Raw genomic sequence first — 12,949 nt, 5'->3', positions numbered from 1 at the left:
ATGGTTCGGGGATAGATGTTTGGCACACATAGCCAGCAAGCGGAATGTACAGAAGACCACGGTGAATGAATTAATCTGCTCTCATCGCAATCATGGCGTTGATCGAGTCGTCGGCCGGGTTGCTGGCGGGGTTTCTCACCGTATTTCTGGCATTTCCTCCCCCATCGTATCTGCAAGGATTGTTTGCTCCGTGGCAATTAGTGTCAGGAGTCATGCATATGGTGTGAAGCATCAGTCATGGAGACGTGCTGTATTGCGTACCCTCGCGCCATTGTGTTCCCAAAAGTTTTTTCCGCGCTACTCGCGCGGCTTTGCGCCAGTATGCTTACCAGAGCAACGGCGCGTTTTACTACGCCGATGAATCGAAGAGGCGATAACCTGGAGGTGTGATATGGCAACAGCAAAGTCGACAGAAAAGGCCAAGGTAGCCGCTAAGAAAACGGCAACCAAGGCAGCAAGCAAACCCGCAGCCAAAGCCGCTGCGGCCAAACCCGCAGTGAAGAAGACTGCAGTGAAGAAGACCGCAGCAAAGGCCGTGGCAGTAAAACCCGCAGCCAAAAAAACAGCTGCAGCCGCCAAGCCTGCAGTGAAGAAGGCTGCCGCCAAGACCACGGCGAAGAAGGCCGTCGCCGCTAAGCCCGCAGTCAAAGCCGCAACCAAGAAAGTAGCTGCCGCCAAGCCGGTGGCCAAGAAGGCAACCAAGGCAGCAACCGCCAAGGTTACTGCCGCCAAGAAGGCCCCCGCCAAGGCTGCAGCTAAGCCTGCCGTGAAGAAGGCTGCAGCCAAGGCAGCCGCGCCCGCCAAAAAGGCCGCAGCACCGAAGAAAGCTGCCGCAGCCAAGAAGGCGCCTGTTGCCAAAAAGGCTTCTGCCAAGGCCGCCGCCAAGCCTGCCGTGAAGAAGGCCGCAGCCAAGGCAACGCCCGCCAAAAAGGCCGTTGCTACCAAGAAAGTCGCCGCGACCAAGGCACCAGCCAAAAAGGCCGTAGCCAAGAAAGCAGCGCCTGCGAAGAAGGCCGCGGCTGTCGAAGCTAAGCCTGTGACCAAAAGGGCAACAAGCGCCAAGAAAGCGGCTCCCGCCAAGGCAGCTGTAGTGGCCAAAAAGAAACCGGGCAGAAAGCCTAAGGCAGCAAGCGCTGCAGCGGCCGCACCGCAGGTGGCCGAGGCCGTTGTACCCCAGGTTGACACCGCAGCAGCCGAGCCGGTTTCCGCCGAAAAGTGGCCGTTCCCGGAAGGTGATCGTCCCTGATTTTCAGCGGGGTAAAAACAAGGGCGCTTCGGCGCCCTTTTTTGTTGCCTGGGAGATATGCTTTTTATGTATGTCTTGTGCATCCCTAGGATTGGCGCGGGTTTGCGGTGGGATTGACAATCCTGTGTTAAATCAATAGACTGCGCTGCGTCAAAACAAGTGATCTGATCTGAACGGGTTGAAAAGTGAATAATCCGGGCAATCAATCGCACCCATATGCCTTAATAAATAGACCTTTTGGGCAGTAGCGCTTGGCAGGCGTGACTGCTTTTCAGCAGTAGCCCGGCACCTTTGCCGGGAGACTTCCGGTGTGCCCCTCACCTTTCAGTAGAACTGGGGCCTGACGATTCCAATTCAAACGGCGAGCACGTGATGTGTTCTCGTGTCTGCGTTTGGCTTGGGCCTTTTCGGACAGGAGTTATTTGCATGAGTAAATTCGCTTATTTGTCGAAATTTGCGCGACACTTGCTCACTTTTGCCCTGCATTTTGTTCACGGCGGTTTTGTGATGATCGGGGTGATGGTGATTGGTTCAGTTGGTTTTCTGGTGACCCAGCACGGCTCGGAGGGTTTGAACCCACGCAAGCTGTTTGCTGAGTACGTGGGGATGGATCTGCCCCAAACCAGTGCAGAGGCTGCCGATGTGGCGGTGGAGGACTCCGCCGAAGTGGCCACTGAGGAATCAACGGCTGACACTGCGCTTACGCCTGAGCAGCGACGCGTGGCTGCGGCCATCGCCAAGCGCCACAAGGTGTCGCCGGTGATGATGGAGGCGCTGTTCAAGACTGCCGACAAGGAGGCCCGTGCCAATGGTCTGGACCCTTTGCTGGTGTTGGCGGTGGTGACGGTTGAGTCGGGCTTCAATCCGTTTGCCGAGAGCGTGTTTGGCGCACAGGGGCTGATGCAGATCATCCCCAAGTACCACCACGACAAGATTACGGCTGACAAGGGCAATGCGGCCTTGTTTGACCCGAATGAAAACATTCGAGTCGGCGCGCAGATCCTCAAGGATTACCTGCGGATCACCGGCGGCAATCTGGAGATGGCGCTGCAGTCTTACGCTGGGGCATCCAACGACCCCAATATGGGCTACTCCAGCCGCGTGCTCAACGAGTTTGAGCGCCTCAAACAGATCGCTGCAGCGGCCAAGGGGAGCCGTGTAGCCTCCTCTACACGGGCCAGCACCGATCCAGCCAGTTGAGAGGCTAGAGCGCGGTCTTGATCCGTGCCAAGGCCTCCTCAATCCGGGCCACCTCGGTGGTATAGGCAATGCGCAGATGCTGCTCAGCCCGGTGGCTGCCAAAGTCTATCCCCGGTGTGGTGGCCACATGCGCCTGCTCCAGCAGGCGGTGTGCCAGCGCCATGCTGTCGCCCCCCAGGTGGGCGACGTTGGCGTATATATAGAACGCACCCTCCGGCTCGCTGTCGATCCCGAAACCCAGAGCACGTAGCCCTGTGAGCAGTGTGTTGCGGCGCTCGCCAAAGGCTTGCCTGCGCGCTTCCAGAATCGCCAGATTCTCTGCGGAGAAAGCCGCCAATGCTGCGTATTGTGCTGGCGTGGACGGCGCAATATAGAGGTGCTGGGCCAGTTTCTCCACGTGCCGGGTGAATTCTTCCGGCACGACCAGCCAACCCAGGCGCCAGCCAGTCATCCCGAAATACTTCGAGAAGCTGTTGACCACAAAGACATCATCACGCATGGCGAGCACGGTGCTGGCGGCTTGCCCGTAGACCAAGCCCTGATAGATTTCATCCACCAACAGGCAACCGCCATGCTGTGCGGCGATATCGGCCAGCGTATTGAGCACATCGGGCTTGATGAGTGTTCCTGTCGGGTTGGATGGGCTCGCCACCAGCGCGGCCTTGGTGTTAGGCCCCCAGGCCGCGTCAATTTGTGCCGGGCTGGGCTGGTAGGCGGTGGATGCATCCACTTCCAAGGCTTTGACCTTGCCGCCGAATGCCTGGATGAACTGGCGGTTACACGGATAACCGGGGTCAGTCAACAACCATTCTTCACCGGGATTGGTCAAGGCGGCGACAGTCAACAGTAGTGCGCCAGACGCGCCCGCTGTGATCACAATGCGCTCAGCAGGTACGGCGGCCTGGAACTGTGTGCGATAAAAATCCGAGATGGCAGCACGCAATTGCGGCAAACCCAGGGCAGGGGTATAGCGTACCTGTCCGTTGTCCAAAAACGCCCGCGCTGCAGCCAATACCGGTTCCGACGTAGGGAAGTCCGGTTCGCCTACCTCCATGTGAATCACATCTTTACCTTGTGCCTGAAGCTGTTGGGCACGCGCCAATAGTTCCATGACATGAAAAGGAGGAATGCCATTCAGGCGTTCTGCGAGCAAGGAAGGGCGCTGGGTTTGCATGGATGTATCCATTGAGAACATCAGGTGGAAGGGGCGAGTTTAATCCACTCAGGGCAACCGTACAGCGCTTTGCGTCAACTGCCTGAATGGGTTTCTGTTCTGTGTTCACCTGCTTCCAGCTTAGAATGGAGATATTACGCAGGACAACACTGCAATATAAGGAGAGACCCTGATGGATGAGAGCATTCGCGCGGCAGCACTGGAATATCATGCCTACCCACAACCTGGCAAAATTGCCGTGGTTCCCACCAAGGCATTGATCAGTCAACGTGATTTGTCAATGGCATATTCTCCAGGGGTGGCTGCCGCCTGTGATGCAATCGTGGATGATCCGACAACCGCCAGCCGCTATACCTCGCGCAGCAACCTGATCGGCGTGGTGACCAATGGTACGGCGGTGCTGGGGCTGGGTGCGATTGGGCCTTTGGCGGCCAAACCGGTGATGGAAGGCAAGGGGGTTCTATTCAAGAAGTTTGCCAACATCGATGTCTTTGACATAGAGATCAACGAGCGTGATCCGGATCGCCTGATCGACATCATCGCCTCGCTCGAACCCACTTTTGGTGGCATCAATCTGGAAGATATCAAGGCGCCCGAGTGCTTTTATATTGAGCGCAAGTTGCGTGAGCGGATGAAGATCCCAGTTTTCCACGACGACCAGCATGGCACGGCCATCGTTGTGGGCGCGGCAATTCTCAATGGTCTACATCTGCAAGGCAAGGCGCTGGACAAGGTCAAGCTGGTGACTTCTGGGGCCGGGGCGGCGGCGCTGGCCTGCCTTGATCTGCTTGTCATGCTTGGTGTGCCGGTTGAGAACATCTGGGTCACCGACATCAAGGGTGTGGTGTATGAGGGCCGCATCGAAGAGATGGACCCGCTCAAGGCCCGCTTTGCCAAGAAGACTGATGCGCGCACCCTGGCTGAAGTGCTGGACGGCGCGGATGTGTTCCTTGGTTTGTCTGCCGCAGGCGTGCTCAAGCCCGAGATGCTCGCCAGTATGGCACCCCACCCCATGATCCTGGCATTGGCGAACCCGACCCCGGAGATCATGCCGGAAATCGTCAGGGAACTGCGCCCTGATGCAATCATGGCAACCGGGCGCTCAGACCATCCCAACCAGGTCAACAATGTGTTGTGTTTCCCCTTCATCTTCCGGGGGGCCCTGGATGTGGGGGCCACAACCATCAATGATGAAATGCAGTTAGCAGCCTTGCGGGCAATTGCCGAGTTGGCGCGTGCCGAGCAATCCGATGTGGTGGCAGCTGCTTATGGCGAGCAGCCCATCAGCTTTGGCCCCGAATACATCATTCCCAAACCATTCGATCCGCGTCTGATCGAAAAGATTGCCCCCGCTGTGGCCAAGGCTGCGATTGAATCCGGTGTGGCCACCCGTGAGATTGCGGATTGGGAAGCCTACCGCCAGCAATTGAACAACTTCGTCTGGCAATCCGGGCTGATCATGAAACCGGTGTTTGCCGCCGCCAAACGCAATCCCAAACGCATTATTTTTGCCGAAGGGGAATCCGAACGGGTGCTGCGCGCGGTGCGTACCGTGGTGGACGAAGGCATGGCCCGCCCGGTGTTGATCGGTCGCCCGGATGTCATCCAGATGTATATTGATCGCTTTGGTTTGCGCCTGCGCCCCGAGATCGATTTCGAACTGGTCAACCAGGATTCTGACCCGCGCTACAAGGAGTTGTGGACCCACTATCACGAATTGATGGAGCGTCGAGGCGTGTCCGCCGATGTGGCCAAGCGCGATGTGCGGCGCCGTGCCACCTTGATTGGCGCGCTGATGCTCAAGTTCGGCTGGGCCGATGGCATGATCTGCGGTACGGTAGGGCTTGTGCAGCATCACCTGCGCTTTGTGGAAAATGTGCTGGGCCGCAGCCCCGGCGTCAAGCACATGTATGCCATGAATATATTGATGCTGCCGGGGCGCACCGTTGCACTGTGCGACACCTACGTCAATTACGATCCTACGGCCGAGCAGATTTTCGAGGCAACCTGTCTGGCGGCGGAAGAGTTGAGCCGTTTCGGTATTGTGCCGCACGTGGCCCTGCTTTCGCACTCCAGCTTTGGCACGGAAGATTCCCCGACTGCGTTGAAGATGCGTCAGGCGCTGTGCCTGTTGCATGAACGCCGCCCGGATATCCAGGTAGAAGGCGAGATGCACGGCGATGCGGCGTTGGATCATGCCGTGCGCCTGCAGGTATTTCCTAACGCCCGCATGCGTGAGGATGCCAACCTGCTCATGTTCCCCACACTGGATGCTGCGAACATCGCCTTCAATCTGCTCAAGACCGGGGCAGGGGAGGGGATGACCATCGGCCCGATTCTGCTGGGGGCGTCCAAACCGGTACACATCCTGACTCCCACGGCTACAGTCAGGCGTATCGTCAATATGACGGCGCTTACCGTGGTAGATGCCGGGCAGGCTCGTAGCTGATCTGCTTTAACTGTCGGTATCGGATGTGCCCGATCAGGCAGTTCCTATGCGCCACCCCTTGGTCAGTTTTTGCTGGCGGCGGGTGGCGTTTTTTTCTCCGCGTCTGTGCGGAACTTGTGCGCGCCTCCCCAGGTCTTTTGGCTACAGTCTTGATGCTGCGCTCTGCCCTTGTTTTCACGAGCATCGTGGGTGACACAGGGCTCAATGTATTCCAAGGGGCGGCAAGGGGAGCCGGATGCTTTGTGCTGCATCACATCCTCCCCTTAAAGAGCGTAAAAACTTGTGAACTTTCTTGAACTTTGATGTTCATGTCCCTCTTTTTAAAGTAATTCTTCACTTGAGGTGAATCATTGCTACAATCTGAAGACATGAAGTTGTGCAAAAACGGTGGTCCAATGCGCATATTGCGTCGCGTACTTAGTATCTCCGGAGTGGTGTTGGGAGCGCTCCTGTTTTCTTACCCTGCTCTGGCCCGGCATCATGCCGAACCGCAGAAAGCGGTGGCGTCCAAACACGCCAAGGCAGAAAATTCCCGCCATGCTGCAGCCAAGGGCAAGGAAACCAAGACCCGGGCTGGTGGTAAAGAGGCCAGGGGTAAGTCTGGCAAATGGCTTGAGACTACCTCCAAAGGCAAAAGATCACGGCAGGCTGCGGCCAGGGGGTCGCGCAAGCAGGCCCGAATGGCAGAACCTGTCAAGGTGTCCATGCGCCGTGAGCGGGTAGAGCCCCGCGAGGCGGATACTTCTGATTTCGATAGCTCAGGCAACCCGCTTCTGCGCTCTTCCGCATTCTATGTGCAGGATGTGCGTACCGGTCAGGTGCTCCTGGAAAAGAATTCCAATTCGGTGGTGCCCATCGCTTCCATTACCAAGCTGATGACGGCGATGGTGGTGCTGGATGCACGTCTTCCCCTGAATGAGATGCTGGAAGTCTCTGAAGACGATGTCGATAAGCTCAAGGGCACCAGCTCGCGTTTGGTGGTGGGAACCCGCCTGACTCGTGAGGAATTCATGCGTCTGGCCCTGATGTCGTCTGAAAACCGCGCTGCGCTGGCTTTGTCGCGCTACTACCCTGGCGGACGCAAAGCGTTTATGGAGGCTATGAATGCCAAGGCGCAATTGTTGGGCATGAGCGATACACGCTACTACGACCCCTCCGGCCTGAACCAGAGCAACGTGTCTTCCGCACGTGATTTGGCAATTCTGGTGTCCAATGCCTCGCATTACCCACTGATCCGCGAATTCACCACCACGGCTGAGTACACCGTGGATCTGGCCAGTGGCAGACCGCATACCTTCCACAATACCAATGCCTTGGTGAAGAGCCCGGAATGGCAGATTGAAGTCTCCAAGACCGGCTTCATCAATGAATCCGGCAAATGTCTGGTGATGCAGGCCTGGATGGCCAACAAGCCGCTGGCGATAGTGTTGCTTGATTCCTGGGGGCGCTTCACGCGTCTGGCTGATGCCAATCGTATACGCCGCTGGCTGGAGGAGGCCCTTCCCCGTGGGGGCAGCGCCAAGGTGGCGGATACATCGGGAGCCCATCGCCCATCCTTGTGATGTGCTTCGCAAGGGGCTATTGATGTAAAAAAACCGCTCAGCGACAAGGCTGGGCGGTTTTTTTATTTATGGCTGGGTGAGATGGTTCCTGCCCGCCTTTCCTCGTCTGCCATTAACGCTTTGGCATATCGCCTGTTCCGCTTGGCTTGGCTAGTTTAAGCAACGTAGCCCAGCGAGCGCGAGATTTCCGCTGCGGTGGCTTTGACGATGGAGGCCCAGTCGGAATTGAAGCGCTCGACGGGGGTGGACAACGAGAGCCCCGCAACGAGTTTGCCCTGGTCATCCCGGATTGCGGCGGCAATGCAGCGCACACCGTTTTCCACTTCTTCCATGTCATACGCCAGATGCGCGCTGCGCACCTTGGCCAGCTCCTGTTCCAAGGCGGCCAGCGAGGTGATGGATGAGGTGGTGGCGGAAGGGAGCCCGGTGCGCTCTACGTAGGCGCGCACCTCATTGGCATTGTCTTCAGCCAGGAAGAGTTTGCCCGTGGCGGTGGTGTGCAAGGGGGCGCGGGCGCCAACGATGTGCACCACGCGCACGGCCGAACGCCCACTGGAGGTGCGCTCCACATACACGATTTCGTCGCCCGAACGCATCCCCAGGTTGACGCTTTCGCCGGTGAAGGCGTGCAGTCGCAGCATAGCAGGCATGGCAACTTCACGCACCGAGATGCGGCTCTTGACCAGATTACCCAATTCCAGCAGGCGTATTCCCAAGCGGTAGCAACTGCTATCCGTGCGCTCCACAAAGCCCTGGGCAATCAGCGCACCCAGGATGCGATGCGCGGTCGAGGGGTGGAGTTGGGTATCCTGCGCCAGTTGTTTGAGCGTGATCGGCTCACTGTGCGAGGCCAAAGCATCAATGAGGTTCATCATCCGGTCGATGACCTGGATGGAGGAACCCTTGCTTTCCTTGCAGTCTGGCGAATCAGTGGCGAGTGGATGATCTTGCATATCCCAATCTTACTTGATGGGATTGGTTTTCGCTATATGAAATTCCCCTGATATTCTCAAGAAGCGATGATTTCAGTTGTCTTTAACCAAAACGACGTCTTTCAGGTGTCTTGCGGCAGGTTTGCCAAAGCGCCAGAAGCACCAGCAGCGCATCGCCCCACAGGCGCCAACGTTCGCTGGCTGGGGCGGCGACGCTTGTCTGCGCAGGCAGGCTGGCGCCAAGCTGGGTTTGCAGGCGGGAGGCCATTGGCAAGGTGCCAATGACAGTCTGTGCCAGTGCGTGATTGGGTGATGCAGCCCCCGTGACCGGATAGCCCTGGTTTTCCATGGTGGCCCCCAACCCCATGCACAGCGCCAGCAGGGCCAGACCCGCGTAGATGCGGCGCATGGCGCTACGCGTGTCATGCCAGGCCCCCAGCAATGTAGCCCCCACTGCAACAGCCAGGCCATAACATTGCAAGATCACGAGCGGCGAGGCGGGGGTGTTGGTAAAGTACAAGGCCGCAAGCACATAGACCAGCCATGCTGAACAGAGAATGCAGATCAGGATGAAGGTGTTGCGCAAATTGAGTTTGGGCATGGGAACAACAAGCTAAAAAGCGAAGAGGGCAAATTCTAACTGAATGGCGCCTTGCGGCTGTGGTGTCTGTGGCGCACAAGTGTTATTTATTGAGCTTTGGCAGGATGAAGGGAGAAAGTGTGAAGGTGCTAGTGCCGGTCAAGCGTGTGCTTGACCCCAATATCAAGGTGCGCTGGCGTGCCGACGGGCAGGGCTTGGATCTGGCCGGGCAGAAGATGTGCATGAATCCCTTTGACGAGGTGGCGCTGGAAGAGGCCGTGCGCCTCAAGGAACGCGGGCAGGCAGACGAGGTGGTGGTGGTCACCTGTGGGGAGGCCGTCTGCCAGGATGTACTGCGCCATGCTTTGGCGCTGGGGGCGGATCGCGCCGTGCTGGTTGAAAGTGATGCTGCCCTGGAGCCGCTGGCTGTGGCCAGTGTGCTGCGCGCTGTGGCCCAGCGTGAAGCGGCGGATCTGGTGCTGTGTGGCAAGCAGGCCATTGATGATGATGCTGCCCAAGTCGGCCCGATGCTGGCGGCGATGTTGGGCTGGCCCCAGGCCTGTTTTGCCACGCGCTTGGAGTGTGAAGCGGATCGCCTGATTGTTGAATGCGCACTGGATGGCTGTACCGACACTCTGTCAGTGAGCTTGCCTGCATTGGTAAGTGCAGAGCTGCACCTGAACCAGCCGCGCTATGCCTCGCTGGTCAATGTGATGAAGGCACGCCGTGCCCCCATCGAGACACTTCTGGCTCGCGACCTGGGCCTTGATCTTGCACCACGCATCCCGCAGATCGCCTGTGCCGAACCGCCATCGCGTGATGCGGTCCGCATACTTTCTTCTGTGGCTGAGCTGGATGAAGCCCTGCGCCAGAAAGGTGTGTTGGCGGAGGGCTGCGCATGACGATCCTGCTCGTTGCTGAATTGCGTGAAGGCCACCTGCATCCTGCTAGCGCCAAGGTTTTGACCGCCGCCCGCCAACTGGGGAGTGATGTACATGTGCTGCTGGCGACCGATCCGGGTGAAGCCGTATGTACCGAAGTCGCCATGCTGCAAGGGGTGACACGGGTTCGCTGTCTGGCCGCCCCCCACTATCGAGATCATGGGGTCGAGAATCTGGCCCTGCCGATTGCCCAGACTGCTGCGCTCTATACCCACGTGGTATTTGCGGCCACGCCATTCGGCAAGGCCTTGGCGCCCCGCTTGGCCGCCATGCTGGATGTGGCGCCGGTTTCCGATGTGATCCAGATTCTGGCACCGGACTTATTCGTGCGTCCCACCTATGCGGGCAATGTGCTCAGTACCGTGCAGTGCAGGGAGCCGGTCAAGGTGCTCACCATTCGCCCCAGCGCGTTTGCCCCCGCAGCGCGCAGCACAAGTGCTGCGCCGGTGGATGTTGCCCCTGCTGGGCCAGACATGGGCGTCAGCCAGCGTATCGCCCGCCAGTATCAGGGGGGCGCACGCCCCGCGCTGGCAGATGCGCAAGTCATTGTGGCCGGGGGGCAGGGCCTGGGCAGCAAGGATAACTTTGCCCGCCTGATCTATCCCTTGGCCGATATGTTGGGTGCCGCCATTGGCGCAACGCGTGCTGCAGTGGATGCAGGTTTTGCGCCGTATGACTGGCAGGTCGGCCAGACCGGGCAGATTGTGGCGCCAGAGCTGTATATTGCTATTGGCATATCCGGCGCTGCCCAGCACGTGGCGGGGATTCGTGGCGCACGCGTGGTGGTGGCATTCAACAAGGACGCAGAGGCCCCTTTGCTCCAGGTGGCCGATTACGCCTTGGTGGGGGATCTTAACGACACGGTGCCACAGTGGTTGGCTGCGCTGCAGGCCCAGCATCCAGTGTGATCGGGTAGGCAGCACGGCGGCGTTCCACGAACAGGCTGTTGCCCGGGATGCGTTTGGCCTGCTTTTTGGCTTCCGCCGCTGCGGCAGAAATCTCGTGGTGGGAGCCGAAGCTACCCGGCTCCACAGGCAGCGCACCAATCGACAAGGCGGGCAGGCTATGCTGGATGAGTTGCCCGCTGCGGTTCTCGCACACAATGCTGCCACGGGTGAGATCCTCTTCGCTCAGGAGCGGACGCACGCGTCGCTCAAATAGCGCCAGTACCCTTTCGCAGCGGCTCTGCCAATCCTTGCTCTGGAACAGTACCAGGAAATCGTCGCCACCAATGTGGCCGACAAAATCCTCGCGTGGATCGGCGGTTTCCACCAGCAGATCGCCTAGCAACTGGATCAGGTCATCTCCCCGCCTGTAACCATAAACATCATTGAAAGGCTTGAAGGCATCCAGGTCTGCGTAGCAGGCGACAAAACGGGTCTGGTTGGCAAGCAGCCGCTCGATGTGCTCGTTGATGGGCACATTGCCGGGTAACTGGGTCAGTGGATTGGCATAACGGGCGGCACGGATCTGCATGTCGGTGATCAGCGCCACCATGTCCTGGCTGTAGCCGATTCCCAGATAGCGGCCTTGTTCGGTCACGATGAAGCCCTCGTGCAGCACGCTGCGTGTGGCGCGGGTCAGCTGGCGCGCCAGATCCTGGATCGGCATGCTTTCGTCAATCAACAGGATGGCGCGATCCATCAGCCCGGCACACGGGCGGCGTCCATACAGTTCCCGGCGGAAAGGGCGGGCCAGATCATCGATGAGCTTGTTGCGGTGGATCAGCCCGAGTGGGGCGCCATCTTCCGCCACCACGGCCAGCTCACGCAATTCCGGCTGCTCTTCAAAAAGGTGAAAGACATGCTCGCAATTGAGGGTAGGGGCCACGGCTTGTACTTCTTGCACCAGCGCCCGCGCCGTGACGCTGTTGCCCACGGCTTTGGTGCTGGAGGGGAACACCGAGATGCGGCTGCCACTGAGCACTTCCAGCACGCTGCGTTGAGGCTGTTTCTCCGGTATCGGGCTTGGGCGGGCGACGAAATAGCCTTGCACGAAGGGTATGCCAATGTCACGCACAGCGAGAAAGTCCTCCTGCCGTTCGACCCCTTCGGCAATCAGAAAGGCGCCGCAAGTCTCGGCCATGCCGTGCATGGCGCGTACCAGTTGAAATTTGAGCGCGTCTTCGGCAATCCCGTCGATGAAGTGGCGGTCGATCTTCACGATTTCCGGGTGGATCTCGGTCCACATCCGCAGGTTCGACATGCCTTGGCCCAGGTCATCGATGGCAAAGCGAAAGCCTTTGTTGCGAAAGATACCCAGGACCTCACGGAAAGCGCCAAAGTCGTTGATCTTCTGGTTTTCGGTAATCTCGATTACGATCCTTGAGGCAGGCAGATCCAGCGAGCGCAGCAAGCCTTGAGTTTCCCCGTTCTGGAAACGATGATCAAACAGGCTGTTGGGCGTGGCGTTCAGAAATAGGGTTCCCGGCAAGCCCAGTTCGGCAAAACGGCGCAGGATGACCTCGCGGCAGGCATGATCCAGCGGAGTACTCAGACCACAGCGTTCGGCCATGGCGAACAGCTCGCTCGGCCCAGGGAAAACCTCTGTGTGGCGCGGGCGGATCAGCGCCTCGTAGCCCAGATGGTTGCGCGAGGCCAAACCCAGGATCGGTTGGAATGCCACGTCCAGCATTTTTTCAGTGATGATCTGGCGCAGCAGGCGATGCTCTCCACTTTCAAGCAAAGTTTGGGGGATCTGTTGTTGCAGATAATCGGAGGCGACAGGGCAAGGCAAGGGAGGCATGGCAACTTTCGGGACAAAGGCTTTGTCCCAAGTGTTGCGAACTCATGTTGCACCAGGATTTCACTTTGGCCTGGGATGTTTGACGATGCACAACTGCGTCACAAGGAAGTGAAAAAAGCA

The 12,949-nt window shown here is 58.6% G+C and carries 10 protein-coding genes; 6 read left to right on the top strand and 4 right to left on the bottom strand.

What is annotated here, in order from left to right:
* Positions 1-391: 391 nt before the first annotated feature.
* Together B145_RS0112590 and B145_RS25510 are read left to right on the top strand one after the other, a co-directional pair.
* The gene (locus tag B145_RS0112590; RefSeq protein WP_018607792.1) at positions 392-1,246 is read left to right on the top strand and encodes a hypothetical protein; all 855 of its coding nucleotides are present in this window, start codon (positions 392-394) and stop codon (positions 1,244-1,246) included.
* 426 nt (positions 1,247-1,672) lie between these two features.
* Positions 1,673-2,446 carry a lytic transglycosylase domain-containing protein gene (locus tag B145_RS25510; protein ID WP_018607791.1) on the top strand — a complete coding sequence of 258 codons (774 nt, stop codon included), beginning with the start codon at positions 1,673-1,675 and terminating at the stop codon, positions 2,444-2,446.
* Positions 2,447-2,450: 4 nt separating this feature from the next.
* Here the strand turns inward: B145_RS25510 and B145_RS0112580 are convergent, their stop codons facing one another.
* Complete coding sequence (locus B145_RS0112580; protein WP_018607790.1) at positions 2,451-3,620, bottom strand: pyridoxal phosphate-dependent aminotransferase; 1,170 nt, start codon at positions 3,618-3,620, stop codon at positions 2,451-2,453.
* Between the two features lie 172 nt (positions 3,621-3,792).
* Between B145_RS0112580 and B145_RS0112575 the strand changes: the two genes are divergently transcribed.
* Entirely contained in the window at positions 3,793-6,069 is a 2,277-nt protein-coding gene (locus tag B145_RS0112575; RefSeq protein ID WP_018607789.1) for an NADP-dependent malic enzyme, read from the top strand.
* A 395-nt stretch (positions 6,070-6,464) separates the two neighbouring features.
* A complete protein-coding gene (pbpG, locus tag B145_RS0112565; protein WP_018607787.1) occupies positions 6,465-7,631 on the top strand; it encodes a D-alanyl-D-alanine endopeptidase in 1,167 nt (388 codons plus the stop codon).
* A gap of 155 nt (positions 7,632-7,786) precedes the next feature.
* On the opposite strand, the gene B145_RS0112560 is transcribed toward pbpG, so the two are convergent.
* Positions 7,787-8,584: an IclR family transcriptional regulator gene (locus tag B145_RS0112560; RefSeq protein WP_018607785.1), complete on the bottom strand. Its 798-nt coding sequence runs from the start codon at positions 8,582-8,584 to the stop codon at positions 7,787-7,789.
* Positions 8,585-8,666: 82 nt separating this feature from the next.
* A complete protein-coding gene (locus B145_RS0112555; RefSeq protein WP_018607784.1) occupies positions 8,667-9,164 on the bottom strand; it encodes a hypothetical protein in 498 nt (165 codons plus the stop codon).
* A 119-nt stretch (positions 9,165-9,283) separates the two neighbouring features.
* On the opposite strand from B145_RS0112555, the gene B145_RS0112550 reads away from it, so the two are divergent.
* Together B145_RS0112550 and B145_RS0112545 are read left to right on the top strand one after the other, a co-directional pair.
* The gene (locus B145_RS0112550) at positions 9,284-10,045 is read left to right on the top strand and encodes an electron transfer flavoprotein subunit beta/FixA family protein (RefSeq protein ID WP_026259088.1); all 762 of its coding nucleotides are present in this window, start codon (positions 9,284-9,286) and stop codon (positions 10,043-10,045) included.
* Complete coding sequence (locus B145_RS0112545) at positions 10,042-10,992, top strand: electron transfer flavoprotein subunit alpha/FixB family protein (protein WP_018607781.1); 951 nt, start codon at positions 10,042-10,044, stop codon at positions 10,990-10,992. Before B145_RS0112550 ends, B145_RS0112545 begins: the two co-directional genes overlap by 4 nt.
* On the opposite strand, the gene B145_RS25505 is transcribed toward B145_RS0112545, so the two are convergent.
* A complete protein-coding gene (locus B145_RS25505) occupies positions 10,937-12,829 on the bottom strand; it encodes a GGDEF domain-containing protein (RefSeq protein WP_018607779.1) in 1,893 nt (630 codons plus the stop codon). The two genes, B145_RS0112545 and B145_RS25505, sit on opposite strands and share 56 nt — an antisense overlap.
* Positions 12,830-12,949: the final 120 nt, after the last annotated feature.

It is taken from the genome of Uliginosibacterium gangwonense DSM 18521, from assembly GCF_000373965.1.
In the GTDB taxonomy this organism is placed as follows: Bacteria; Pseudomonadota; Gammaproteobacteria; order Burkholderiales; family Rhodocyclaceae; genus Uliginosibacterium; species Uliginosibacterium gangwonense.
Note: the sequence above shows the minus strand (reverse complement) of the source record. Positions and strands in the feature narration are given on the sequence as shown.